At 66.3% G+C, this 26,115-nt stretch carries 23 protein-coding genes; 5 read left to right on the top strand and 18 right to left on the bottom strand.

The features are described 5' to 3' along the window. Positions 1-18: 18 nt before the first annotated feature. The 4 genes from CCUG20998_RS05485 to guaB form a co-directional block, all read right to left on the bottom strand. Positions 19-1,764 (bottom strand): GMC oxidoreductase, encoded by a 1,746-nt coding sequence (locus CCUG20998_RS05485; RefSeq protein WP_011739155.1) that lies wholly within the window; start codon positions 1,762-1,764, stop codon positions 19-21. Positions 1,765-1,852: 88 nt separating this feature from the next. Further along, entirely contained in the window at positions 1,853-3,679 is a 1,827-nt protein-coding gene (locus CCUG20998_RS05480; protein ID WP_020732015.1) for a PPE family protein, read from the bottom strand. Positions 3,680-3,894: 215 nt separating this feature from the next. Then, on the bottom strand, positions 3,895-5,022 hold the full coding sequence (locus tag CCUG20998_RS05475) for a GuaB3 family IMP dehydrogenase-related protein (RefSeq protein WP_012393022.1): 1,128 nt from the start codon (positions 5,020-5,022) through the stop codon (positions 3,895-3,897). Between the two features lie 9 nt (positions 5,023-5,031). Beyond that, positions 5,032-6,630, bottom strand: coding sequence for an IMP dehydrogenase (gene guaB / locus CCUG20998_RS05470; protein ID WP_036457474.1), 1,599 nt, complete (start codon positions 6,628-6,630; stop codon positions 5,032-5,034). 163 nt (positions 6,631-6,793) lie between these two features. Between guaB and CCUG20998_RS05465 the strand changes: the two genes are divergently transcribed. Further along, complete coding sequence (locus CCUG20998_RS05465) at positions 6,794-7,207, top strand: DUF5319 domain-containing protein (RefSeq protein ID WP_012393020.1); 414 nt, start codon at positions 6,794-6,796, stop codon at positions 7,205-7,207. A gap of 60 nt (positions 7,208-7,267) precedes the next feature. Here CCUG20998_RS05465 and CCUG20998_RS05460 read toward each other — a convergent pair whose 3' ends face one another. The 3 genes from CCUG20998_RS05460 to CCUG20998_RS05450 form a co-directional block, all read right to left on the bottom strand. Beyond that, positions 7,268-8,314, bottom strand: coding sequence for an anti-sigma-D factor RsdA (locus CCUG20998_RS05460; RefSeq protein ID WP_172607107.1), 1,047 nt, complete (start codon positions 8,312-8,314; stop codon positions 7,268-7,270). Beyond that, the gene (sigD, locus tag CCUG20998_RS05455) at positions 8,307-8,882 is read right to left on the bottom strand and encodes an ECF RNA polymerase sigma factor SigD (protein ID WP_015354741.1); all 576 of its coding nucleotides are present in this window, start codon (positions 8,880-8,882) and stop codon (positions 8,307-8,309) included. Before sigD ends, CCUG20998_RS05460 begins: the two co-directional genes overlap by 8 nt. Positions 8,883-8,975: 93 nt before the next feature. Further along, complete coding sequence (locus CCUG20998_RS05450; RefSeq protein ID WP_020732012.1) at positions 8,976-9,836, bottom strand: hypothetical protein; 861 nt, start codon at positions 9,834-9,836, stop codon at positions 8,976-8,978. 550 nt (positions 9,837-10,386) lie between these two features. Here CCUG20998_RS05450 and whiB3 point away from each other — a divergent pair. Then, positions 10,387-10,695: a redox-responsive transcriptional regulator WhiB3 gene (gene whiB3 / locus CCUG20998_RS05445; RefSeq protein ID WP_012393017.1), complete on the top strand. Its 309-nt coding sequence runs from the start codon at positions 10,387-10,389 to the stop codon at positions 10,693-10,695. A gap of 45 nt (positions 10,696-10,740) precedes the next feature. Here whiB3 and CCUG20998_RS05440 read toward each other — a convergent pair whose 3' ends face one another. Next, positions 10,741-12,396 carry an amidohydrolase gene (locus tag CCUG20998_RS05440; RefSeq protein ID WP_020732011.1) on the bottom strand — a complete coding sequence of 552 codons (1,656 nt, stop codon included), beginning with the start codon at positions 12,394-12,396 and terminating at the stop codon, positions 10,741-10,743. A 332-nt stretch (positions 12,397-12,728) separates the two neighbouring features. On the opposite strand from CCUG20998_RS05440, the gene CCUG20998_RS05435 reads away from it, so the two are divergent. Further along, the gene (locus CCUG20998_RS05435) at positions 12,729-14,423 is read left to right on the top strand and encodes a PPE family protein (protein WP_020732010.1); all 1,695 of its coding nucleotides are present in this window, start codon (positions 12,729-12,731) and stop codon (positions 14,421-14,423) included. On the opposite strand, the gene CCUG20998_RS27775 is transcribed toward CCUG20998_RS05435, so the two are convergent. Next, complete coding sequence (locus tag CCUG20998_RS27775) at positions 14,404-14,580, bottom strand: hypothetical protein (RefSeq protein WP_020732009.1); 177 nt, start codon at positions 14,578-14,580, stop codon at positions 14,404-14,406. The genes CCUG20998_RS05435 and CCUG20998_RS27775 overlap by 20 nt on opposite strands. Positions 14,581-14,971: 391 nt before the next feature. Between CCUG20998_RS27775 and CCUG20998_RS05430 the strand changes: the two genes are divergently transcribed. Beyond that, complete coding sequence (locus CCUG20998_RS05430; RefSeq protein WP_020727367.1) at positions 14,972-16,687, top strand: PPE family protein; 1,716 nt, start codon at positions 14,972-14,974, stop codon at positions 16,685-16,687. Positions 16,688-16,962: 275 nt separating this feature from the next. After that, positions 16,963-17,400, top strand: a complete 438-nt coding sequence (locus CCUG20998_RS05425) for a hypothetical protein (RefSeq protein ID WP_050674670.1) — start codon at positions 16,963-16,965, stop codon at positions 17,398-17,400. 36 nt (positions 17,401-17,436) lie between these two features. On the opposite strand, the gene CCUG20998_RS05420 is transcribed toward CCUG20998_RS05425, so the two are convergent. The 9 genes from CCUG20998_RS05420 to alr form a co-directional block, all read right to left on the bottom strand. Next, positions 17,437-18,657: an Rv1453 family transcriptional regulator gene (locus CCUG20998_RS05420; RefSeq protein WP_036457325.1), complete on the bottom strand. Its 1,221-nt coding sequence runs from the start codon at positions 18,655-18,657 to the stop codon at positions 17,437-17,439. A gap of 250 nt (positions 18,658-18,907) precedes the next feature. After that, the gene (gene groL, locus CCUG20998_RS05415) at positions 18,908-20,527 is read right to left on the bottom strand and encodes a chaperonin GroEL (RefSeq protein WP_012393010.1); all 1,620 of its coding nucleotides are present in this window, start codon (positions 20,525-20,527) and stop codon (positions 18,908-18,910) included. 92 nt (positions 20,528-20,619) lie between these two features. Continuing rightward, positions 20,620-20,922 carry a co-chaperone GroES gene (groES, locus tag CCUG20998_RS05410; RefSeq protein WP_011739140.1) on the bottom strand — a complete coding sequence of 101 codons (303 nt, stop codon included), beginning with the start codon at positions 20,920-20,922 and terminating at the stop codon, positions 20,620-20,622. 313 nt (positions 20,923-21,235) lie between these two features. Further along, positions 21,236-22,267 carry a tRNA (adenosine(37)-N6)-threonylcarbamoyltransferase complex transferase subunit TsaD gene (gene tsaD, locus CCUG20998_RS05405; protein WP_103653745.1) on the bottom strand — a complete coding sequence of 344 codons (1,032 nt, stop codon included), beginning with the start codon at positions 22,265-22,267 and terminating at the stop codon, positions 21,236-21,238. Continuing rightward, positions 22,268-22,744 carry a ribosomal protein S18-alanine N-acetyltransferase gene (gene rimI / locus CCUG20998_RS05400; protein WP_011739138.1) on the bottom strand — a complete coding sequence of 159 codons (477 nt, stop codon included), beginning with the start codon at positions 22,742-22,744 and terminating at the stop codon, positions 22,268-22,270. Beyond that, positions 22,741-23,367 carry a tRNA (adenosine(37)-N6)-threonylcarbamoyltransferase complex dimerization subunit type 1 TsaB gene (gene tsaB, locus CCUG20998_RS05395; RefSeq protein ID WP_036457470.1) on the bottom strand — a complete coding sequence of 209 codons (627 nt, stop codon included), beginning with the start codon at positions 23,365-23,367 and terminating at the stop codon, positions 22,741-22,743. Before tsaB ends, rimI begins: the two co-directional genes overlap by 4 nt. Beyond that, positions 23,364-23,834, bottom strand: coding sequence for a tRNA (adenosine(37)-N6)-threonylcarbamoyltransferase complex ATPase subunit type 1 TsaE (gene tsaE / locus CCUG20998_RS05390; RefSeq protein WP_020732002.1), 471 nt, complete (start codon positions 23,832-23,834; stop codon positions 23,364-23,366). The genes tsaB and tsaE overlap by 4 nt, the downstream gene beginning before the upstream one ends. After that, positions 23,827-24,948, bottom strand: coding sequence for an alpha/beta fold hydrolase (locus tag CCUG20998_RS05385; protein WP_012393007.1), 1,122 nt, complete (start codon positions 24,946-24,948; stop codon positions 23,827-23,829). Before CCUG20998_RS05385 ends, tsaE begins: the two co-directional genes overlap by 8 nt. Continuing rightward, entirely contained in the window at positions 24,938-26,104 is a 1,167-nt protein-coding gene (gene alr / locus CCUG20998_RS05380; protein ID WP_020732001.1) for an alanine racemase, read from the bottom strand. The genes CCUG20998_RS05385 and alr overlap by 11 nt, the downstream gene beginning before the upstream one ends. Between the last annotated feature and the right edge of the window lie 11 nt (positions 26,105-26,115).

Genomic DNA, 26,115 nt, shown 5'->3' with positions numbered 1-26,115 from the left:
CCTGCGCGCCGCCCGGCGTCAGCCCGCGCTGCTGACCCGGCTGACCGGATCGATGGGCAGCCAGCGCAGCGCGCCGGGCGCGTCGGCGGGCACCACCGGGTGTTCCGGCTGAACCGGGGACAGCCGACTGTAGCCGTCGCCCTGCAGCGGCCGCTCATCGTTTTGGCCCTTGTTGGGCCAGAGCGAGGCGGCACGCTCGGCTTGTGCGGTGATGGACAGCGAGGGGTTGACACCAAGGTTCGCCGAGATCGCGGCACCGTCGACCACGAACATCGTCGGGTAGCCGTAGACGCGGTGATACGGGTCGATGACCCCGCTGTCGGGGTTGTCGCCGATCACCGCACCACCCAGGAAGTGCGCGGTCAGCGGGATGTTGAACAACTCACCCCAGGTACCGCCGGCCACCCCGTCGATCTTCTCGGCAATGCGGCGGGTCACCTGGTTGCCGACCGGGATCCAGGTCGGGTTCGGTTCGCCGTGCCCCTGCTTGCTGGAATACCAGCGGATGCCCAACTTGCCGCGCTTGGTGAACGTCGTGATCGAGTTGTCCAGGTGCTGCATGACCAGCGCGATTACCGTGCGCTCGCTCCACTGCCGGGGGTTGATCAGCCGGAACATCCTGCGCGGACTCTCCCCGGCCTGGTCGAGCAGCTGGCGCCAACGCGCCACGTCGGTGCCGCTGGGACCGGAACCGTCGGTCATCAGCGTCTGCAACAACCCCATCGCGTTGGAGCCCTTGCCATAGCGGACCGGCTCGACGTGGGTATCCGGCGTCGGGTGAATCGACGACGTGATCGCCACCCCGTGGGTCAGGTCCAGGTCCGGATTCACCTTCAACGTCGCGGCGCCGACGATGGATTCGGAGTTGGTTCGGGTCAGTACGCCCAGCCGCTTGGAAAGCCTGGGCAACTTGCCCTTGTCGCGCATCTTGAACAGCAGATGCTGGGTCCCCCAGGTGCCGGCGGCCAAGATCAGGTACGAGGCGGTGAAGGTACGCCGGTCCCGTCGTGCCCAACTGCCGGTGCGAACCGTCCGAACCTCCCACAGCCCGTCCGGCCGCTGCTCGAAGCCCTTCACCGTGGTCATCGGAATCACCTCGGCACCAGCCGATTCCGCCAGACCAAGGTAGTTCTTCACCAGGGTGTTCTTGGCGCCATGGCGACAGCCGGTCATGCACTCGCCGCATTCGGTGCAGCCGGTTCGCGCGGGGCCGGCACCGCCGAAGTAGGGGTCGGGCACCGTCTTGCCCGGCGTCTTGGTGCCGTCGGGACCGAAGAACACCCCGACCGGGGTGGGCACCCAGGTGTCACCGAATCCCATCTCGTCGGCGACTTCCTTGACGATGCGGTCCGCGTCGGTGAACGTCGGGTTTTTCACCACGCCCAGCATCCGCTGCGCCTGCTGGTAGTGCGGCATCAGCTCGTCGCGCCAGTCGGTGATGTGTTTCCACTGCTGGTCGTTGAAGAATGGGTCCGGCGGAACGTAGAGCGTGTTGGCATAGTTCAGCGATCCGCCGCCCACCCCCGCGCCGGCCAGGATCATCACGTTTTTCAGCGGGTGGATGCGCTGGATGCCGTAGCAACCCAGCTTGGGCGCCCACAGGAATTTGCGCAGATCCCAGGATGTCTTGGCGAATTCGGCATCACTGAAGCGCCGGCCGGCCTCCAGCACGCCGACCCGGTAGCCTTTCTCCGTCAGGCGCAGCGCACTCACACTGCCCCCGAAACCCGAACCGATAATCAAGACGTCGTAATCCGGCTTCATGGCTGCAGTATGACCTTCTTTACATTCGATCCGCTACGGGGCACCCGATACTTCACTACACGCTATTCGCACGCCGGTGCGGCCGCGCCTAGTTGAAGAAACCCGACTGGTCATCGCCGGTGTTGAAACCGCCCGAGCTGTTGGTGCCCGAGTTCGAGATGCCCGAACTCAACGCACCCGAGTTGGCGATGCCGAAGGTGGTGTTGCCCGAGTTGGCGATTCCCGCGTTGCCAAAGCCCGTGTTGAACAGGCCCACCTGGTAGTCGCCCACGTTGTTGATTCCCGAGGTAAAGCCGAAGGTTGTGGCGACGTTCATAAAGCCCGAGGTGGCGTCCCCCGAGTTATTGAAGCCCGAGACGCCCGCGCCGGTGTTACCGAAACCCGAGATCGAACCCGGTTGGGTATCGGGACTGCCGATGCCCGTGTTCACGCTGCCCGCGTTGAACAGACCCGTATTGGTGGAGCCGGAGTTGAAAAAGCCGGTGTTCACGTAGCCGGAATTGAAGCTGCCGGTGTTTCCGCCGTTGGGGCCATTGTCGCCGCCGGAGTTGAAGCTGCCGGTGTTCTCGGTGCCCGAGTTGCCGAAGCCCAGGTTGCCGCCACCGCCGTTGCCGACGCCGACGTTGGCGGCACCCCCATTACCAAACCCGAGGTTGAAGTTGCCCCCGTTACCGAAGCCGGTGTTGACCCGGCCGGCATTCCAAAAGCCCGTGTTGGTGTCACCCGCGTTCGCGAAACCGAAGTTCCCATCCCCGGAGTTGAAGAAACCCACGTTGTTGCTGCCCGAGTTGAAGAACCCCACGTTGTTGTCACCGGAGTTGCCCAAACCGATGTTTCCGATGCCGCCGTTGAGTCCGGCGAGGTTGATGCCCACCTGGTTGTTTCCGGTCAGGCCGAAGCCGATGTTGTTGTCGCCGTTGTTCCCGAAGCCCAGATTGTTGCTGCCGAGGTTGCCAAAGCCCACGTTGGAAAAGCCGTTGTTCCCGCTACCCAGGTTGGTGTCACCAAGATTTCCGTTGCCGAAGTTGGCGTTGCCAAGGTTGCCGCTGCCCAGGTTGGCATCGCCGACGCGGTTTCCGAAGCCGAAGTTTCCCTGGCCGAGAAAGTTTCCGAAGCCCACGTTTGCGTTGCCTAGATTTCCGCTGCCCCAGTTCAGATTCCCGCGGTTACCGTTGCCGAAATTGGTGTTGCCGGTGTTACCGCTACCCAGGTTGAAGAAGCCGTTGTTCCCGCTACCCAGGTTGGCATTTCCGGTGTTTCCGCCGCCCAGATTGAGGTTGCCGGTGTTTCCACCGCCCAGGTTGAAGTCGCCGATGTTGCCGATGCTCAGGTTTCCCACGCCGGTGTTGCCAATGCTCAAGCCCGGGATGACCGACGCGGCCGGGCCGGCCAGCCCCTGCAGCGCCTGCTGCCACGACGCCAATCCCGACGCCGCGGCGGATGCCCCGCCGTGATAACCCAGCATCGCGGCGACGTCGGCGGCCCACATCTGCTCATAGCTGCCCTCGGCCGCCGCGATCGCCGGGGCGTTCTGCCCGAACAAGTTCGTCAGCACCAGCTGCACCAGCGCATTTCGATTCGCCGCAACCGCCGACGGGTGGATCATGGCCGCCCGCGCGGCCTCAAACGCGCCGACCACCTCTTTGGCCTGAAGCGCTGCCGCGCCAGCCCGCACCGCCGCAGCATTGAGCCAGCTCACATAGGGCGCGGCGGCGGCCGACATCGCCGCTGCCGCCGCCCCTTGCCACGACGAACCCACCAACCCCGACGTCACCGAGCCAAACGATTCGGCGGCCGATCCCAACTCGACCGCCAGCCCATCCCAGGCCATGGCCGCGCTCAACATCGGCCCCGACCCGGCACCAGCAAACATCCGCGCCGAATTGATCTCGGGGGGCAACATCGGAAAGTTCATTTCAGCAGTCCCTTCCCGGAACCGAGCCGTCGAGCCCGACCCGTTCGCTGGGCACCACCGGTACCCGACGCACGGGCTTGTTTGCTAGCCGCAGCCCATTGCGCTAACTGCGGACCATACTCGGATACCAACCCAATGTTGGCGGTTTGCGCGGACCGTCGGCGACGAGACCGATCGGCGAGTGCGTCCGGGCGCTCCAGCCGGTGTGGGTGGCGTCAGCCGCCGACTGCCAAACCGACCTTCTGGAACTCTTTGAGATCGCAGTAACCGGCCTTGGCCATCGATCGACGCAACCCGCCGACCAGGTTGAGGGTGCCGAACGGGTCGTCGGACGGCCCATTGAGGACCCGCTCCAGCGACGGCCGCTCGCCCATTGCGATCTGCAGCAATGCCCCGCGCGGCAATGACGGGTGCGCGGCGGCGGCCGGCCAGAACCAGCCCTCGCCGAGCGCCTCGGCGGACTCCGCCAGCGGCGTACCCAGCACCACCGCATCGGCGCCACAGGCGATTGCCTTGGCCAGCTCGCCGGAGGTGTGGATGTCGCCATCGGCGAGCACGTGCACGTAGCGGCCGCCGGTCTCATCGAGGTATTCGCGCCGTGCGGCGGCGGCGTCGGCGATCGCGGTGGCCATCGGCACACTGATACCGAGCACCTCGTCGCTGCTGGTCATCCCCTCGGTGGACCCATACCCGACGATGACCCCGGCGGCCCCGGTGCGCATCAGGTGCAGGGCCGTGCGGTGGTCCAGGACGCCACCGGCGACCACCGGGATGTCGAGCTCGGAAATGAAGGTCTTCAGGTTCAGCGGTTCGCCATCGCTGGAAACATGCTCGGCCGAGACGATGGTGCCCTGGATGACCAGCAGGTCGATACCGGCCTGCACCAGCACCGGCGTGAGCGCCTGAGCGTTCTGCGGGCTGACCCGCACCGCGGTGGTCACACCGGCTTCGCGAATCCGTGCCACCGCCGCACCCAGCAGTCCGGGGTCCAGCGGTGCCGCGTGCAGCTCCTGCAGCAGCCGGATCGCCGCCGTCGGCTCGGGTTCCTTGCTGGCGGCCTCGACGAGCTGGGTGATCTTGGCCGCGACGTCGGCATGCCGACCGATCAGACCTTCCCCGTTGAGCACCGCCAGCCCGCCCAGGCGGCCGAGCTCGATGGCGAACTCCGGGGACACCAGGGCGTCGGTCGGGTGGGCCACCACCGGAATTTCGAACCGGTATGCGTCGAGCTGCCAGGCCGTGGAGACGTCCTTGGACGAGCGCGTCCGGCGCGACGGGACGATGCTGATCTCGCTGAGTTCATAGGTGCGACGGGCAGTGCGGCCCATGCCGATTTCAACCATCATCTGCCGTCAGCGTGCGTAGTAGTTGGGCGCTTCGACGGTCATGGCGACGTCGTGCGGATGGCTCTCTTTGAGGCCAGCGGGCGTGATGCGGACAAACTGCGCCTGTTGCAGCACCTCGATGGTGGGCGAGCCCGTGTAGCCCATCGCGGCGCGCAAACCGCCGGTCAACTGGTGGATCACCGAGGCCAGCGGGCCGCGGAACGGCACCCGGCCCTCGATTCCCTCGGGTACCAACTTGTCCTCGCTCAAGGCATCGTCGGCGAAGTAGCGGTCCTTGGAGTAGGACTTCGCCCCGCCCCGGCCCTGCATGGCACCGAGGGAACCCATGCCGCGATAGCTCTTGTATTGCTTGCCGTTGACGAAAATCAGTTCACCGGGCGCCTCGGCGGTACCGGCCAGCAGTGACCCCAGCATGGCCGTCGATGCACCGGCGGCCAGCGCCTTGGCGATGTCACCGGAGTACTGAAGCCCACCGTCGGCGATCACCGGGATGCCCGCCCGCCGGCACACCGCGACCGCTTCCAGGATCGCGGTGATTTGCGGGGCGCCGACACCGGCCACCACCCGGGTGGTGCAGATCGACCCCGGGCCCACGCCAACCTTGACCGCGTCGGCGCCGGCGTCGACCAGGGCCGCGGCCGCCGACCTGGTGGCCACATTGCCGCCGACCACTTCGACCCGCTCACCGACTTCGAGTTTGAGTTTGCTGACCATGTCGAGCACCAGCCTGTTGTGGGCGTGCGCGGTGTCAACGATCAGCACGTCGACCCCGGCGTCCACCAGCATCATGGCGCGGACCCAGGCGTCGCCCCCGACACCGACGGCCGCGCCCACCAGCAGCCGGCCGTCGCTGTCCTTGGTGGCCAGCGGATGTTGCTCGGTCTTGACGAAGTCTTTGACCGTGATCAGCCCGGTCAACCGGCCGCTTCCGTCGACGACCGGCAGTTTCTCGATTTTATGCCGGCGCAACAGGCCCAGGGCCGCCGACGCACTGACCCCCTCCTGCGCGGTGATCAGCGGGGCCTTGGTCATCACCTCGGCGACTTGCTTGGACTGGTCGACCTCGAAGCGCATGTCCCGGTTGGTGATGATGCCCACCAGCGCACCCGCGTCGTCGACCACCGGCAGGCCAGAAATGCGGAACCGGGCACACAACGCGTCTACCTGGGCCAGGGTGTTGTCCGGCCGGCAGGTCACCGGATCGGTGACCATCCCCGCCTCCGAGCGCTTGACCGTCTCGACCTGGCTGGCCTGCTCGGCCACCGGCAGGTTGCGGTGCAGCACCCCCATGCCGCCGGCCCGGGCCATCGCGATCGCCATCCGGGACTCGGTGACGGTGTCCATCGCCGAGCTGACCAGCGGCACCTTGAGCCGGATCTTCTTGGTGAGCTGACTGGACGTGTCAGCGGTGCTGGGCACCACGTCCGAGGCGGCCGGCAGTAGCAAGACGTCGTCGAAAGTCAGCCCGAGCATCGCCACCTTGTGCGGATCGTCGCCGCCGGTGGACACCGAGTCGCCGGACAGGTCCCCAACACGGGCATCGCGCATGTAGGGGCTGTCGACCAGGTCGGAGCTGTCTTCCAAGTGGGACATGCCACGGGACATCGGTGGGGCCTCCATACGCATGGTGGAGTGAAAGACCCATCCTATCGGCTCCCAGACTGTGACCGAGCCGCAGCTTGGGGTGTGGCGCGAGTCCGAAACAGACCGCAAGGCGCGCCCACGCAATTTCTGGCGCGATGGCTGCCTGCCTGCGTAGGCTAGGGGGGTGCGCGACCACCTCCCGCCGGGTTTGCCGCCCGATCCCTTTGCCGACGACCCCTGCGATCCGTCGGCAGCCCTGGAAGCCGTAGAACCCGGCCAGCCGCTGGATCAGCAAGAGCGGATGGCGGTGGAGGCCGATTTGGCCGATCTCGCGGTTTACGAGGCGTTGTTGGCCCACAAGGGAATCCGCGGACTCGTGGTGTGCTGCGACGAGTGTCAACAGGATCACTATCACGACTGGGACATGCTGCGCGCGAACCTGCTGCAGTTGTTGATCGACGGCACCGTCCGCCCACACGAGCCGGCCTACGACCCCGAGCCGGATGCTTACGTCACCTGGGATTACTGCCGCGGTTACGCCGATGCCTCGCTCAACGAAGCGACATCCGACGCGGACGGGTTCCACCACCGCCACTGAGCGAGTGTTGCAACGGCTGGAAGCGAGCCGTATCCGCTACTGAGCGCCCCCGCCAGCCCGTCAGGAAACTGGGCCTGCTGGTGCGGGTTCCGCCGGTTCTGGCTGTCCGGACGTTTGAACCACCGGACTTCCCGGGTTGGTCGCGTCGCCGGGTGCTGCCGACTTAGCCGGCCCAGGTGCCGCAGCGCTGGCGGTTGCCGGCGAGCCTGGCGCCACCACAGACGTGTCGGCGGGCGTCTCGCCTGGGACAACCGCCGAAACGGGCGGCGTTGGGACCGACGTGGGTGCTGGACTGGTCGCGGTCGCGCCCGCGGGCGGTACCGATGCCGACGGCTTGGCCCCCGTCGTGGTTGGCGACGCACTGGGCGCCGGTGCCGATTCCGGCGCGCCCGATTCGTTCGGCGGCACGGGCGACACCGTTTCCGGAGCCAGGGGTATCAGCGAGTTGCCCGGAGGAACCTGCGGTGCGAGCACCCCGGTGGGCCCGGACTGTGGCGGCCCGCCAGCTGGCAGAGTCGCATTCGGATCGCGCTTTTCGACCTTGGTGTTGAGCTGATTCAGCTCGTTTAGCAGGTACTGTCGGCGGCTGCCGTCGTTGACGGTCTGCAGGGTGCTGCTGACCTCGGCCAGCTGGCTCTCGGCTTGGTCCCATTGCCCCTGCGCGATCATCTGCTCGGCCTTGGCGAGATCGGCCTTGGCGGACAACATGATCTGGTCTTCAGTGACCCGCGGCTCGTTGAACAGCATCGCGTGCAGGCCATAGAGCAGGTCGCCGGGACGGGCGTCGGCCACCACGGCGCCAAGCCCGCTCAATGCCAGCAATGTCGCCGCAACCGAGCCGATCGCTGCCCAGGCGCGGCGCGACCGGCGGCGTTCGGAAAGCCCCAGGATCAGCGCATCAACGGCCTCATTCTGCGACACCAGCGCGCTGGCCGGCGGCCAGCGCAGGTCGTCGCGCCATTCGCCCATCAGGGCGGCCAGCGCGTCATCGTCGGGATCGTTGAGGCTGAACCGTTCGCGGCCGGCGAGCGCATCGAGAAGCAGATCGGTGCGAGCCACCTCGTCCAACCCCGGCTGGTCGCCGAGAGCAAATCCAGATTCAGGCATAATCACCCGCCGCGACGATTTCGTCCTTGAGTCGTTGAAGTGCGCGGTGCTGGGCCACCCGGACCGCCCCGGTGGTGCTACCCACAGCGGCCGCGGTTTCCTCGGCGGACAGACCGACAACCACGCGCAAAATCAGAATTTCACGCTGTTTGGCCGGCAGTATCTCGAGCAATTCGTTCATCCGGGTGACCGAATCGGCCTCGATGGCGAGTTGCTCGGGACCGGCATCGGCGGATCGGCGCTCTGGAACCGATTCGGCCGGGTAGGCAAGATCGCGCCCGGCGGCGCGATGCGCGTCGGCGACCTTGTGTGCCGCGATGCCGTATAGAAAGGCCAAGAAGGGGCGCCCTCGGTCCCGATAGCGCGGCAACGCCGTAATGGTGGCCAAACAGACCTCCTGTGCCACATCATCTGCTGAGAGGCCACTGCGCTCGACCGTGCCGACGCGAGCTCGGCAATACCGCACAACGATCGGACGAATGGTCTCCAGCACCTCCCGAAGCGCGTTCCGGTCTCCTGCCACGGCCTCCGCAACCACAGCGTCGAGACGTTCCCCTTCAATTGTCATCGACGGCGATATCTCCAACGTTACGAACCGGACACATCCCGGGCTAACTAACGGGGCTAGCTAACGGATTGACAATAACGGTCAAACAGCAATTCAAGCGGGACGCCAGGTTCCACCGGCGCGCCACACCTGATCTGCGCAGATATCGCGAATCTCGCGCAACTGACTTACCGGAAGCGTGACGCTTTCGGTATCGATCAGCAAGCAAGCCAGCGCCCAGCGCAGCGGGATCAGCCCCAGCCGTCCGGCATCGTCGAGGGCCGCCTCGCCGATCACGCGCGCTTTGTCGATGACGCCGGCGCTGCATAAAGCCGCCGCCAGCACCACATCACTTTTGACCCGGTGCCTGGCCGACGCACCGCCGCTGGCGCGGGCCAGCTCGACCCCCCGCTCGGCAAGGCCCACCGCGGTACGGCCGTCGCCGGAGAACATGGCCAGCTCCGCCCCGACCCAGCAGCGGCGCACCGCCAGCCGGTGGGCCACCTGGGGCGGCAATTGCGCGGCGGCGACGACGGTGTCGGCACGACTCAGTAGCGCCGCCGATGCGGCGAAGCGGCCGACACCCAGCGCGTCGGCAGCAAGGCCCACCAGCGCATCGGTTGCGGCCTCGGGATCGGCACGGGCCAGCGCTAGGGCACGACCGTCCCAACGGCGCGCCCGCGTGTGCCACCCCAGCTGGCGCAGAAATGACGCGTGCGTGCTGTGCGCCAGCGAGGACCAGCGATCGGCCGGCACCCGGCGCCGCAGCAGCGCCAGATCGCTATACGCACTGCCGTAGCGGCCCTGGCCGCCGGCGGCGACGGCACGCAGCCACAGCTGACGCGGCGTGATCGCCGCAGGCAGCGGCCAGCGGTCTGGCCTACTTCCGAACGCGGCATCGTCGAGCGTTGACTCGATCGCCGACGCAACAACCGCGAAGTTTCGGTCGTCGCTCTCGGTGATGCCGGGCCCCACACATGCGCCCATTGATCCCTGAAGTTATCGGAGGTGTTGGCGCCCCAACAATGCCGGCACCCGGGGCGACCGGCGGCGTCCGTGACCTGCGCAACACGACTCACCTGGATGACAAGCGCTCGAGCGAATATGGTAACGGCACGCGGTACGCCTCGAGTGCCGAACAAGACTGTGATATTCGACCATCGACTCGACGCCAATGGTAAAAAGTTTGTGCTTTCCATGTTACGGCAGTATTACTCACAGCTATCTTCAGAATAATTACAGGTAGCTCACAGTAGGCCAGCGACCTGGGGAAATCGGGATATCTAGGTCGTCTTCCTAGCACGCTTTGTCTTCCACAAATGCGAGGCAGATGAACGCGGAGTTAATTCTCATCCAACGCCCAGGTATTTCACGGTCAACGGTGGCTATTGACGGAAATTCGGCAACGCCCCTAGCGTTTACCTTTGTTCGGGTAGTCATCGTTGACGCCTCTGAAAAGTCAGTGCACAACTCGCGAGTCGCGAACCTAAAACCTCGGGTGTGCCGTGCAGAGAGGGAATCAGCAATGCCACAGCCAGAGCAGCTACCCGGGCCCAACGCCGACATCTGGAACTGGCAGTTGCAGGGCCTATGCCGCGGTGTCGACTCATCGATGTTCTTCCACCCCGACGGCGAGCGCGGCCGGGCCCGCATGCAACGCGAACAGCGCGCCAAAGAGATGTGCCGGCGCTGCCCGGTGATCGAAGAGTGCCGCTCCCACGCACTCGATGTGGGTGAGCCCTACGGCGTTTGGGGCGGTTTGTCCGAGTCCGAGCGTGACCTGCTGCTCAAGGGCGGCATCGGACGCACTCGGGGGATCCGCCGCACTGCCTGATCGTCCCGGTTCTCCCCCGGGTCGGCCCGCTATCGCGGCCTGGGCCTACGACGACTGCGTCACGGGCTCGCGATAGATCGTGCGCCCCTCTTTGATGGTCTCGAGGACCGCGATGTCCTTTAACTTCATCGGATCCACGGTCAGTGGATTGTTGTCCACGATCACCAGATCGGCGAGCTTGCCCACCGTGATCGAACCCTTGGACTGCTCCTCGGAGTACTGATATGCGGCGTTGATGGTGATCGCCTTCAGCGCCTCGAGCGCTGTTACGCGCTGATCCGCCCCAATGACTTCCCCACCGCGCGAGACGCGATTGACCGCCGTCCACAACACGAACATCTGGTCCAGGGGCGTGACGTTGAAGTCGGTGTGGTTGGTCGGACGTAGCCCCATATCGATGGCGGCCCGCATCGGGCTGAGGAAATGGGCCTGCTCCTTGCCGCGCAGCCGCACGTGGGTGTCGCCGAAGTAGAACGCGTGCTCGGTGAACAGTGAGGGAATCAGGTTGTACTCGACATACTTCGCGAGCTGATCCCGCCGCACGAACTGGGAATGAATCACCGTGGTGTGGCGGTCTTTGGTGGGGTCATCGGCGGCCGCGTACTCATGCGCGGCCAGCAGGACGTCAATCGCCCCATCTCCGTTGGCGTGGATGTTCAGCGGCAAACCGAGGTCGTAAACCCGTTTGAACCACCCGTTGACGGTCTCCTGTGAGAAGGGCAGCTCGCCGGACCAGTTCTTTTCGCCGCCGGGCCCATCGGCCAGGTAGGGGGTGGTGAAGAACGCGGTTCGGCCCTGCGGCGAGCCGTCGAGAGTGATTTTCACGCCGCCGAGCTTGAGCCGGTTGTGGTACGTCCCGAATGTGTCGGCCGGATTTTCCGGCAGTACCTCGTCGAGTTCGAGGATGAACGGGTACGCGATGACGTCAATGAGGTCGGCGCCACCGGCGGCCGCCCGCCGCAGCAAGGCAACGTCGGCCGCGTGGGTCAATCCCTCGTGCGCGGTGGTGATACCGACCGCCGCGTACAGCAGTTGACCGGCAATGCTCCATTGCACCTCTTGCTCCGGCGTGGGCTTGGGCAGCGAAGCGAAAATCGGCAGGAACGCGGTTTCCATGATCAGGCCGTCGGGTTCGGTGGAACCTTCCTTGCGCACGATCACCCCGCCCGGCGGCGTTTCGGTGTCCGCCGAGATGCCAAACTTTTGCATCGCCGCGGAGTTGAGCACGGCCCCGTGCAGGGATACGTGCCCGACCAGCACCGGGTTGTTCGGGAAGACCGCGTCGAGGTCTTCGCGATGCAGCGTGCGCCCATCGGGCATGACCGTCTCGTCATATCCGTAGGCCATGATGATCTCGCCGTCGGCAATGTCGCGCGCGTCCCGGAACTTCTTGAGCTCCGCGACAATCGCCTCGACATCTGCCGCCGGGCCGGCTGGCGGTGCGAACACGTTGACCTGGTTGGCCACCGTCAGTGCATTGATGTAGTGGCTGTGCGGGTCGATGAATCCCGGTAGCAAGGTATTTCCGGCAAGATCGACGCGCCGTGTGTGCGGCCCCAGATGTTCGCGGACCACATCGTCGTGGGCCCCGACCGCAACGATGCGCCCATCCTTGACCGCGACCGCTTCGGCTGTTGGCTGCTCATCGTCAACTGTGACGATGTCACCGTTGGTGTAGATGGCATCGGCGTCACCGGTCACGTAGACCCCCTCTTGATTGCCGTCATCCTACTGCGGCCTTGAACAACACGCGCAACATCGGTTACTTCATCTGTCCAGCGGTCAAGGCCGACCATGTTGTGACACAAGGCATTACCTGGCAGACAACCTCGCCCCGAGACGCCACCGACACTCGGGGAAACCGTCCACCCACAACTCTCATTAGAGCTGGCCGCCAACCTGGGTCCGGCCTGGCGCAAAGACGAAAATCCGAGCTGACATCGCGGTGGCGGTCCTAGCATTCCTGGCGGATTGCGATTCCACGGCGGCCTGGTCGCCGCCGGAGCAGCAAACGATACGGGCAGGGGCCGACCATGACGAGCTTTGCGATGTTGCCACCCGAGGTCAATTCCTTGCGGATGTTCACCGGTGCGGGTTCGGCACCGATGCTCAACGCCGCGACCGCCTGGGACAGCATGGCCTCGGAGCTGGGTGTGGCGGCATCGTCATTTTCGTCGGTGACCTCCGGATTGGCCGGAGATGCCTGGCAAGGCGCAGCCAGCGCGGCGATGACGGCCGCGGCCAGCTCCTATGCGAAATTGTTGGGCGCGGCCTCGACCCGAGCCGCCGCGGCGGCCACCCAGGCCAAGGCGGTGGCCGGTGTGTTCGAGGACGCGCGCGCGGCGATGGTCCATCCGTTGGCCGTGGCGGCCAACCGCAGCGCGTTCCTCAAGTTGGTTCAGTCAAATTGGCTGGGGCTCAACGCACCGGCCATCATGGCCACCGAGGGCCACTACGAGCAGATGTGGGCCCAGGACGTGGCCACGATGGCCGGCTACCACGCCGGGGTGTCGTCAGCGGCAGCCGCGTTGCCCGGCGGTCTGCAGCAGCTGCTGAAAACCCTGCCCAACCTGGGTATCGGAAACATCGGCAACGCAAACATCGGCAACGGAAACATCGGCACCGCAAACATCGGCACCGGAAACAGCGGTGTGGGAAACACCCCGATCACACCTGGAATCGCGGGCAACTACAACATCGGCGGCGGAAACAACGGCAACAACAACCTCGGCGCCGGAAACTACGGCAACTTCAACTTCGGCTTCGGCAACAAGGGCGACGGGAACATCGGCTTCGGCAACGGCGGCCCGGCCAACCTGTCGAGACTAAACCCGTTCGCCCTGCAACCGGCGCCGGGCAACAACAACGTCGGCATGGGCAACACCGGCAACAACAACTTCGGCCTGGGCAACCTCGGCGACGGCAACATTGGCGGCGGCAACTACGGCAATAACAACATCGGGCTCGGCCTGCTGGGCAGCAATTTGGTCGGCGTCGGCGGTGCCTACTACGACACGGCCGCCGGCCAGTTCCATTTCGACGGCCTGAACACGGGCAGCGGCAACATCGGCATCGGGAATTCGGGCAACAACAACATCGGCTTCTTCAACTCCGGCGACGGCAACATCGGCGCCTTCAGCTCGGGCACCAACAGCGTTCTGCCGGGTCACCTCAACAGCTTTGGCGTCGGGAACTCCGGCATCGGCAACTTCGGCGTCGGGAACGCGGGCGCGGGAAACTTCGGCGCCGGAAACTCCGGCCTGCTGAACACCGGGGTCGGGAACGCCGGCTCGATTGATACCGGCGCGTTTAATGGGAACAACCTCAACACGGGCTTTTTGAACTCGGGCAAGACAAACACCGGCTTTGGGAACTCCGGCCACGAGAACACCGGCTTTTGGAATTCGGGCGACGTGAACACCGGCGTCGGGGCCACCACCGATAGCGGCCTGGCTACCTCAGGGTTCGGCAACACCGGCGAGGTCGGAATCTCGGGCTTCGGAAACACGGCCACCGGCGGTTTCCGCAGCGGCGACATGTCGGGCTTCTTCAACACTGCCGCGGGGGGCTCCAGCTATACCGGAGTCAGCTCGGGCTTTTTCAATACCGGTCTCACCGACCCCATAGGCCCCTTTGCCAGCGGTGTGCTCAGCGGCTTCAACTCGGGCATTTTCAACACCGGCATCGCCGTGTCGGGTTTATTCAGCCTCAGTCAGCTGGCGCGATGATCGGATTGACCCGGGCGCCGGACTGCGACCCCACGCATTGCACCGCGAGCAGATCTTCGAACTTGGCGGTGTCTAGCCGGCGGGACCCATACGGAGGCGCATCTCCGGCGCCGACTTGGACGACAACCCTGGCCGGTATCGGGACGAACTTCGTCACCCACCCTGCACAACCCGCCGGCGCGGCCGCGCAAACTCACCTTGTTGCGCACCCTTGCCCGGCGACCGGCTGGAGCACCCTCTCTCGACGAGTCATGTTGTGGCGCGAGGGGTTACCCGGAAATCCGCGGAAGCGCTCGAAGGCCGGGCCGACCCGGCCGGCGCCCCGCGAAGCCTCAGGTGGGCGTCGCATCAAGGGGTGCCATTTGCTCGCCCGTGGGCGCGCGCTCAACATAATTGACGTGCCAGATCGACCGATCAACCTTGATCGGAATTCTGGCCAAAAGGCCAATATCGAAGAAGACAACGTCGTAGCATTCGTGGCGAATTGCTCGATTGCACGGCGACACAGTCGCTTCCAGAGCAGCAAACGCTACAGGTAGGGGTCTACCATGACGAACTTTGCAATGTTGCCGCCGGAGATCAATTCATCCTTGATGTTCTCCGGTGCCGGATCGGCCCCGATGCTTGATGCGGCCGCGGCCTGGGAGGGCCTGGCCTCCGAGCTCGGCACGGCGGCATCATCGTTCTCATCGGTGACCTCGGGCTTAGTCAGCGACGCGTGGCAGGGCGCGGCCTCGGCGGCGATGAACGCCGTGGCCACCCCGTACGCGCAGTTCTTGAGCGCGGCGTCAACCCAAGCCGCGGGGGCAGCCTCCCAGGCCAAGGCCGTGGCCGGAGCGTTTGAGGTCGCGCGCGCCGCGATGATTCATCCGCTGGAGGTGCTGGCCAACCGCAACGTGTTCGTCCAGCTGATTCGAACCAACTTGTTCGGGCTCAATGCGCCCGCAATCATGGCCGCCGAGGGCCAGTACGAGCAGATGTGGGCCCAGGATGTCGCCGCGATGGTCGGCTACCACGGCGGGGCGTCATCCGCGGCGGCAAGCCTGCCGAGCGGGTTGCAGCAGATACTGCAGAGCCTGCCGAACCTGGGGCTGGGCAACAAGGGCAATGCGAACCTCGGTAGCGGCAACACCGGGATCGGCAACATCGGCGTCGGCAACAGCGGCGAGGGAAACAGCGCACTGGTGCCCCCGCAGTCGGGGAACTACAACATCGGCGGCGGAAACAACGGCAACAACAACCTCGGCGCCGGAAACATCGGCAACTTCAACTTTGGCTTCGGCAATAACGGGACCGGTAACTTCGGCTTCGGCAACGCCGGCCCCGCAGACCTCTCCAATCCCAACCTGTTCACCTTCCACGTGACGCCGGGCGAGAACAACATCGGTATCGGTAATACCGGCAACGGCAACTTCGGCCTCGGCAACACCGGAGACGGCAATATCGGCGGCGGCAATACCGGTATTGGCAACATCGGGTTCGGACTCAATGGCAACAATTTGGTCGGTGTCGGGGGCGCGTATTACGACACGGCGGCCGGCCAGTTCCACTTCGACGGCCTGAACACGGGTAGCGGCAACATCGGAATTGGTAACTCGGGCAGTAACAACATCGGCTTCTTCAACTCCGGCGACGGCAACATCGGCGCCTTCAGCTCGGGCACCAATTCGGTGTTCCCGGGCCAGCTCAACAGCTTTGGCGTCGGCAACTCCGGCACCGGCAACCTCGGGTTCGGGAACGCGGGCAGCGGAAACGCCGGCTTCGGCAACAGCGGCTTGCTCAACACCGGCTTCGGCAACGCGGGCTCAATCAATACCGGCGGATTCAACGGGAACAACCTCAACACGGGCTTCTTGAACTCGGGCGAGGTCAACACGGGCATCGGCAACTCGGGCCACATCAACACCGGATTCCTGAACGCGGGCAATGTCAACACCGGCATCGGTAACGCCACCGACGCCGGCGAGGTCGGCCTCACCGCAACGGATAGCTCGGGATTCTTCAACACCGGTTACGGCGTCTCAGGATTCGGAAACGCGGCAGACGAGAGCAGCTATGGTCACGGCGTCTCGGGCTTTGGAAACACCGCGGTCGGAACGGCATTCGAGGTTGGCGTCAGTTCGGGCTTCTTCAACACCGGCTACTCGGAGGCCATCGGCCCCTTCGCGCTGGGTCAGGTCAGTGGCTTCAACTCTGGCTTCTTCAACTGGGGCACCGCCAACTCGGGCCTGTTCAGCCTCAGCAAGCTGGCCATCAAGTCCTGATCCCGGTTCCGGGTAGCTAAGAGCCCGCACCCGCCTCGGTTCGACGAGATCGCGGCAGGCGGCCGTCAACGCACGCGCATAACCCGGCGGCAGCCGCCGACATCAGCCGACATCACCGTGCACCGCCGCGCACACTTCTGCACCACCCATACCCGCAATTTGGTCGTTTTTGCACCTTGGTAGGCGGCGCTGGGCCGTTGATCATGGAGAGCATCAAGCACTTCACCGGGCGACGGAACCCGGTCGGACCAGATAGCGACAGAAAGAGAACCCCGATGAGGAACTTTCAACGACGCGGCGCCGCGATCGCCGCATGCGCGTTCGCATTCGCTGCGGCGCCGGTGATCGGACTCGGCGCACCGGCGATCAGCCGGGCCGATGACCACAACTGCATGTCGGGGTGGACCTGGGACAACGTGGCGCAACAATGCGTGATCAGCCCGGTGCCCGCAACCACGGCGCCTGCCCAAAATGGGCCGCCGCCGCCAGGCACCCCGGGCGGCGTGTACGGACCCGGTGGATGGGGTGGCCCCGGAGGACCTGGTGGACCTCCCGCCCCCGGCGAACCGTATGGACCGTATGGGCCCCAAGTTGGCGCGCCCGGAACCCCGGGGTGGCCCGGCGGAATCGCAGGACCCACCGCCGCCGGCGGGCACGCCGGGATGGGCGGGATCGGCGGAATGGACGGAATGGGTGGGATGGGACGACGCTAGTCGTCCCGGCTCCCCCTCCCCCGAAACCAGAATCGCCTAGGCGGGCGGATTGCCGCGCCACTGCAGCGCTTCGAGGGCGACGGCAACATGCACGCTGCTGTGGTCCAAAGGCCGAGGCAACAGTTGCTGAGCGCGGTCGAGTCGGCGCAGCAGGGTGTTGCGATGCGTGTAGAGCACCTTGGTGGTGCGCCCGATGCTGCACTGCTCATTGACGAAGGTCAGCACCGTCTTGTGCAGCTCAGCACCGGCCGACTCGAAATCCCCGAGCGTGTTCTTGATGAAATCATTTGTGGCTTCGGGGTTTTGTGCAATCAAGGCGATCAACTGGATATCGGCAAACAACGCGACTCGCTGGCGAGAATTCAGCCCGGCCACCATCCGCTGGGTGGTTAGCGCCTCCAGATGGCTGCGCCGGAAGCCCTCGATTCCCGTCGCGGCGGCGCCGATGGCGATTCGCGCTCCGGGAACGTCTCGGACCGCCTGCTCAACCTGCTCGACGTCAAGGGTGGTGTTGGCCGCATTGGCCACCCACACCCAACGGGTGGCCGCGCCGGCGATCACGGTCAGCGGCCGCGCGAACCCGGCGGCACGGCCGAAGGCGTCGACGACCCGGTCGAGCCGATTCAGGTCGCCATCGGGCTCGTCACTCCAGATGACGGCGGCGGTATGTGTGCGGTTGAGCGCGTATCCCAATCGAACCTCGGCGCGCTGGCGGCTGATCGGCGCACCGTCGAGGATCAAAGCGGTGACTTCGCGTCGTTCGGCGTGTGTGCCGCGAGCCAGTTCGTCGCGTTCGCGCTGCATCTGGGCGGCGATGCCGGCAGAGGTGGCCTCGACGAACTCGCTGATCGACCGGTAGGTCACCTCGAACAGCTCGCGCAGTTCGTCGGGATCGCTGGTTAACCCAAAGGCGACGCCCATCCACAACCGCCAGCCCACCGTTTGCGCGATCCGAAACGTGAACGGGTCCAGGCCGCGGCGCACCATGTCGCGGGCAATGCTTAGCGGCTCGGGGCCGAGATTGGGCGCGACCGGAGCACCGGGGTTGCTCACGTTGGCCGCGGCCCAGTGAATCAGGCTGGAGCGGATGCTGCGGCGGGTCGCCTCGGCCAGGACGGGATCATCGGCAATGGCGGGGTTGGCCGCCATGGTCACCCGGTCGTACTCGTCCAACCATTGCTGAGAACCGTCCAGTACGGCTTTCGCCCCCTGCCGGATCAGCTCACCCACCCGCGGGGACGGACCTTGCCACAGCACTCACTCACGGTAGCCCGCGGGCGCACACTCCTGCACCATCGAGCACCTAGATTTGACTGTTTTGTGCATGGCCGGTTAGCCGCGGTTCAGCCAGCCCGCGACACTTAAACCTCCGCGACAACACGCCGTAGATGCTCGCAAGGGATTAAGTCTCGCGTGCCCGAGGCAATCTCACGTGAGCGCCCCTTCAGCCTCAGACACGAAAACACCCCCGGCCGCGAAGGACCGGGGGTGTTTCGGATGCCTGCGGCTAGTGCGCGTGGCCGTGATGGCCGTGGCCATCGTCTTCTGGCTCGGCCGGCTTGTCGACAATCGCCGTCTCGGTGGTCAGCACCATACGTGCCACCGATGACGCGTTGAGCACTGCCGAGCGGGTCACCTTGACCGGGTCGACGATGCCGTCGGCAGCCAAGTCGCCGTAGGTCAGGGTGGCCGCGTTCAGACCGTGTCCGGCCGGAAGCTCGCTGACCTTGTTGACCACGACCGAACCGTCCAGACCGGCGTTGGTGGCAATCCAGTACAGCGGCGCGGCCAGTGCCTCGGAGAACACGTCCACGCCGACCGCCTCATCGCCCGACAACGACGCACGCAAGTCCTTGAGCGCGTTGCGAGCCTGGATCAGGGCGGACCCGCCCCCGGCCACGATGCCCTCCTCGACGGCAGCCTTGGCCGCCGCGACCGCGTCCTCGACGCTTTCCTTGCGCTTCTTGAGCTCGGTCTCGGTGGCGGCACCAACCTTGATGACGGCCACGCCGCCGGCCAGCTTGGCCAGCCGCTCGCCCAGCTTCTCGCGGTCCCACTCGGAGTCACTTCTGTCGATCTCGGAGCGCAGCAGATTCACCCGCGCCTCGACCGCTTCCGGGGCACCGCCGCCGTCGACGATGATGGTGTCGTCCTTGCTGACCACGACGCGCCGCGCCGAGCCCATCACCTCCAGCCCCACCTCCCGCAGCACCAGGCCGGCGTCGGGGTTGACCACCTCAGCGCCGGTCACCGCGGCCAGGTCCTGCAGGAAGGCCTTGCGCCGGTCGCCGAAGTAGGGCGACTTGACCGCGATCGCCTTCAGCGTCTTGCGAATGGAGTTCACGACCAGGGTCGCCAACGCCTCGCCCTCGATGTCCTCGGCGATGATCATCAACGGCTTGCCCGATTCGGCGACCTTCTCCAGCAACGGCAGCAGGTCGGGCAGCGAGCTGATCTTGTCCTGGTGCAGCAGGATCAGCGGGTCTTCGAGAACGGCCTGCTGAGCGTCGAAGTCGGTGACGAAGTAGGCCGAGAGGTATCCCTTGTCGAAACCGACACCCTCGGTGAACTCCAGCTCGGTGCCCAGCGTCGAGGATTCTTCGACACTAACCACACCGTCGTGGCCGACCTTGCTCATCGCCTCGCCGACCAGATCACCGATCAGCTGGTCGCGCGAGGAGACCGTGGCGACCTGCGCGATGGCGTCCTTGCCCGACACCGGCGTGGCCGAGGCAAGCAGGGCCTCCGACACCGCGTCGGCGGCCTTGCCGATTCCCGAACCCAGCGCGATCGGGTTGATTCCGGCGGCGACCAACCGCAGGCCGGTCTTGACCAGCGCCTGGGCCAGCACCGTCGCGGTGGTGGTGCCGTCGCCGGCGACATCGTTGGTCTTGGTGGCCACCGACTTCACCAGCTGAGCGCCCAGGTTCTCGAACGGGTCTTCCAGGTCGATGTCACGGGCCACGGTGACGCCGTCGTTGGTGACGGTGGGGCCACCGAACGACTTGGCCAGCACCACATGCCGACCACGCGGGCCCAGCGTCACCCGTACCGTGTCGGCGAGCTTGTCCACGCCCGCCTCCATGGCGCGGCGCGCAGTTTCGTCGTACTCAATCAGCTTGCTCATCAGGCTCCTTATGCCCAGCTAGTCCGCTAACGCATGCCGCCCCGGAAATCACCCGCGCTTGAACACGGGGATCGCCGGGGCGGTACACGGGGTTACTTGGAAACGACAGCCAGCACGTCGCGCGCCGACAGGATCAGGTACTCCTCGCCGCCGTACTTGATCTCGGTGCCGCCGTACTTGCTGTAGATGACGGTGTCACCCTCTGCCACGTCCAGCGGGATCCGCTTCTCGCCGTCCTCGTCCCAGCGGCCGGGGCCGACTGCGACGACGGTGCCCTCCTGGGGCTTCTCCTTGGCGGTGTCAGGAATGACCAGACCGGACGCGGTCGTGGTCTCGGCCTCGTTGGCCTGCACGAGAATCTTGTCCTCGAGTGGCTTGATGTTCACCTTCGCCACGATTGGAGCCCTCCACTAATTCGATCGGATCCGGTGCTGTCGCCCCGGATTATCTTGATTCGGATCCGGGACTATTCGCCCGGACCGGAGTTTTCGGCCGGTCCGGGGCGCGCCCCGAACCGTCCGAATTATCAGGTGATTCGGCATCCGTCCGTGCCCTCGCGTCGTCGTCGCGGGTGCCGGCGCAGGGGTCGTCCGACTGCCACCTAGCACTCTATACATGAGAGTGCTAGCACTCAAGGGCGCCCCGGTGCTTCTCGCGTGTCGGTTCGCCCACGGCGTATTCCGCACCGCCGCCGCGGCCGCACCGGGATCAGCCGACCTGGCCCTTGACCACCGGCAAGCCGGGGTCGCTGGGCACATCCAGCGGCGAGGGAGCCGCCTTCGCGGCCACCAAATGCGCGGCGAACGCGGCGATCATGGCGCCGTTGTCGGTGCACAGCCGCGGCCTGGGGATACGCAGCGTCAGGCCGGCCTCGCTACAACGTTGGGTTGCCAACTCGCGCAATCGCGAGTTGGCCGCCACACCCCCGGCGATCAGCAGGGTCGATACCCCCAGGCCGGTGGCCGCGCGCACCGCCTTACGAGTCAGCACGTCGGCCACGGCTTCCTGGAAACCGGCCGCGACATCGGCCGGCCGAAAATCTGGATGGGCCTCCACGTAGCGCGCCACGGCGGTCTTGAGACCGGAGAAGCTGAACGCGCATGGATCGTCGGACGGCCCGGTCATGCCCCGCGGAAACACGATGGCGTCGGGGTCGCCGGAGCGCGCCAGGTCGTCGAGCACCTTGCCGCCCGGATAGCCCAGCCCCAGCAGCCGCGCCACCTTGTCGTAGGCCTCGCCCGCGGCGTCGTCGACGGTGGCGCCCAGCTCGACTATCGGTTCGCCCAACGAACGCACGTGCAGCAAGTGGGTGTGCCCGCCGGAGACCAACAACGCCACACACTCGGGCAGCGGTCCGTGTTCGCACACGTCGGCGGCCAGGTGTCCGCCCAGATGGTTGACGGCGTAGAACGGCACTCCCCAGGCGGCCGCATACGCCTTGGCCGCGGCCGCCCCCACCAGCAGCGCACCCGCCAGCCCCGGCCCGATGGTGGTGGCGACGACGTCGGGCCGCGCGATGCCTGCCGTCGTGAGCGCACGGCGCATCGCCGGGCCCAGGGCTTCCAGATGCGCCCGCGAGGCGATCTCGGGGACCACGCCGCCGAACCGCACATGCTCATCGACGCTGGAGGCCACCTCGTCGGCCAACAAGGTCAAGGTGCCGTCGGCCTCCAGCCGCGTGATACCGACGCCGGTCTCATCGCAGGAGGTCTCGATGGCCAAGATGACTTTCCCCGGCATCTACCGCGCACCCCCTGGATCCCTGCGCATCGTGTATGCGTCGGCACCGCTGACCCGGTAGTAGCGCCGGCGCAGTCCGACCTGCTCGAAACCAACGCTGCGATACAGCGCTATCGCCGGCTCATTGTCGGTGCGGACCTCGAGGAAAACCACGCCGCCGTCGGCGAAGGCCAACAGTTCGTCAAGCAGCCGACGGCCGATGCCCCGCCCCTGATAGGCCGGGTCGACGCCGATGGTGTGTATCTCGTATTCGAAGGGCGCAACACGGCCCAGCCGCGAGACACCGGCATAGCCGACCAGGTTGTCCGCGCACCGGGCGCCCACGTAGTGATTGCGCCCGCTGGCCAGCTCGCGCTCGAAGGCCACCTCCGGCCACGGGTCGTCACCATCGAAAAGTTGCGCCTCCAGCTCGGCGCAGCGCCGGGCATCGGCGCGGGTCAGCGCGCCGATGGTGACGGGCCCGAGATCGGCGGTCATGGGCGCGCCGCCAGCGGCTTGGCATCGGGCCGGCGCAAATACAACGGCACCAGGGGCGCCGGGCCCTGCGCCCAGTTCACCGCGGCGGCCAGGCCCGCCACGGTGGGGTAGCTGGGCTCGCACCGGGGCAGGTCGAACAACCCGGCGTGCTCCGGTGATCCCGCTACCGCGTGCGCGGTGCCGGGATCGACGTCGCCCGGGGCGTTGACCGCCGGGCCGTGAGTGCGCACTCCATCGCGGTAGCGCGCCCAGTAGACCTCGCGGCGACGGGCGTCGGTGACCACCAGCGTGTCACCGGTGGTGAGTCCACCGATGGCGTCGAGGCTGCACACCCCATACACCGGGATGTCCAGCGCATGCCCGTAGGCGGCGCCGGTAGCCATTCCGGCCCGCAGCCCGGTGAATGGGCCGGGACCGCAGCCCACGACCACCGCATTCAGGTCGGCCATCGTCAGCGCCGCACCGGCCAGCGCCGCCAGCACGTTGGGGGTCAGCCGTTCGGCGTGCGCCCGGGCGTCGACGGTGACCCGCTCGGCCAACGCGACGCACTCGGACCCCGTCAGCTGCACTACCCCCGCGGTCACCGCGGGGGTAGAAGTATCCAAAGCGAGAATGATGGTCATCGGCCGGCCCACGCCCAGGTCGCGATCCGCACGTCGGAGTGACTGACCCGCTCCAGCCGAATGTCGAGATGGCGTTCGGAGAGTCGCTCGGCCAGGCCCTCCCCCCACTCCACCACCACGACCGAGTCCGTCAGATCGGTGTCCAGATCCAGCGAATCGAGCTCACCGAGCAGGTCGGCGCTCCCGTGATCCAACAGCCGATAGACATCAACGTGAATCATCGCCGGGCGGCCCGGCCCACGCGCCGGATGCACCCGCGCCAACACGTAGGTCGGCGAGGTGACCGGGCCATCGACGTCCATCGCCGCGGCAATGCCCTTGGCCAACACCGTTTTTCCAGCACCCAATGGGCCCGAGAGCACCACCACGTCACCGGCGCGCAGCTGCTCGCCCAGCCGGGTTCCCAGCGCCACGGTGTCCGCCACGCGTTCCAGCATTGCCGTGCCCGAATCGTGCTGCTCAGCCATGGCGGCGCCACCGATCCCGCAACCGCTCGCCGACCCGGCGGTACCGCAGCGTCAACTTGCCCGGAAGGGCGCGGTCGACGAGCCGGACCAGCCCTTCGTTGATGGCGTCGGGCTTGTCCAACAGGGCCAGATGACTGGCCCCGCCCACGATGACCAGTTCGGATTGTGGCAACGAGGCCGCCATCTTTCGAGAGTATTCGTCGGGGGTCATCAGGTCGTGATCACCACAGGCAATCAAGGTCGGGATCCGCAGCAGCGTCCACAGCCCGGCGGTTTCGTCGTGCACTTCCAGCGCGTGCAGGAAACCCACCAGGGTGGCGATGGGCGTGTCGTTCATCATCTGCTGCGAGAACGCATCCAGGCTGCGGCTCACCTCCAGGTCACTGTAGGACGCGGCCCGCAGGATCGGGCCGATCAGTGACCGGGACGCGGTGCGGCCGCGGTGCATCAGTTTCGGCGCGGACCGGGCGGTGAACCGGACCGCCTCGAGCGCCGGGTTTTTCAGGAACTCGCCCAACGGCGAGCGGGTCACCCCTTCGGCCGCCGAAGAGATGACGGCGGCACCCACAATCCGCCGGCCGTAACGCTGCGGGAACTGACGGGCGTGCGACAACACCGTCATGCCACCCATCGAATGCCCGACCAGCACTATCGGCCCGCGCGGTGCGGTCGCTTGCAGCACCGTTTCCAGGTCTTGTCCGAGTTGGGTCAGTGTGTAGGTCTGCGGATCGGCTTCGCCGGACTGGCCGTGCCCGCGCTGGTCATAGAAGACCATCCGCACCCGCGAGCCCCATTGTTCGCCGAGCCGCATGCGCTGAAAGTGGAAGGCACCCATGCGCAGGCAGAAGCCGTGGGCGAACACCATGGTCAGCGGGGCGTCCACCGGCCCCGCCTCGCGCACGGCCAGCGGCACGCCGTCCGGTGTGGTCACCACCCGGGCGCGATCGCTGTCCAGCCGCTCGAAATCCTCACCCGCGTAGGGGTCGTCGCAGACCGAGCCGCGTTCGGCCAACGAGCGCCGGGCCGAGGCGCCGACGATGGTGGCGACCGCGGTCAGCCCGGCACCTCCGGCAAGCCAGGCTCGCTGGCGCCGGCGAGTTTCCTCAGCGCTCAACGGTTTCGGCCTCGCGGTAGACCCTGGTGATGCGCCCGCGCGGGCTGGTGACCACCTCGTAGTGGATGGTGCCGACCAGATCGGCCCAGTCCTGCGCGGTGGGTTCACCGCGGGTACCCGGCCCGAACAGAATCGCCTCGTCACCTTCGGCCACATCGAGCGGTCCGGGACCCAGATCGACGAGGAACTGGTCCATGCAGACCCGGCCGACGCCCGGCCGGCGTTTGCCGTTGATCAAGACCTCCAGGCGCCCGCCCAGCGACCGGAAAACCCCGTCGGCGTAGCCGATCGGCAACAGCGCCACATTCGTGTCGTGGGGCGCAATCCAGGTGTGTCCGTACGACACGCCTTCGCCCGCGTCCACCGATTTCACCAGCGCGACTGCGCATTTCACGGTCATCGCCGGAACCAGTCCCATGTCGCCCAACCTGGGCACCGGGCTCAGCCCGTACACCGCGATGCCGGGCCGCACCAGATCCAGCGTCAGATCGGGACGAGCCATGGTTGCCGAGGAGTTCGACAGGTGCGCCACCTCGAATCGCACTCCCTGGTCGCGGGCGTGGTCGAGCATCTGCTTGAACCGCTGGGACTGGATGTCGTTGATCGGTTTTTCCGGTGCGTCCGCGTGCACCATGTGCGTCATCAGCCCGCGTAGCCGAATCGCGTCTTCGGCGACGGCCTGGCGCAGCCTGGTGACCATCTCCGGGTAGAGCGCCGGCGCCACGCCGTTGCGGTTGAGGCCGGTGTCGATCTTGACCGTGACGGTCGCCGTCGTTCCGGTCCGGCGCGCGGCATCGAGCACTTCGTCGAGTTGGCGGATCGAAGAAATGGCGATCTGGACGTCGGCGGCCAGCGCGGGCCCGAAATCCATGCCGGGTGCGTGCAACCAGGCCAGCACCGGGGCGGTGATGCCGTCCGCGCGCAACGTCAGCGCCTCGTCCACCGACGCGACTCCGAGTTCGACCGCACCGGCTGCCAGCGCGGTGCGGGCGACCGCGGTCGCGCCGTGACCATAGCCGTCGGCCTTGACGACCGCCATGACTTGTGCGCTGCCGGCACGTTCGCGCAGCAGCCGCACGTTGTGGGCGATAGCACCCAGGTCCACCACCGCCTCGGCGAGGACCCCGGGCGTCAGAGATATCGGGGTGGTAGTCATCGACTCGATTG

It is taken from the genome of Mycobacterium marinum, from assembly GCF_003391395.1.
Taxonomy (GTDB): domain Bacteria; phylum Actinomycetota; class Actinomycetes; order Mycobacteriales; family Mycobacteriaceae; genus Mycobacterium; species Mycobacterium marinum.
Note: the sequence above shows the minus strand (reverse complement) of the source record. Positions and strands in the feature narration are given on the sequence as shown.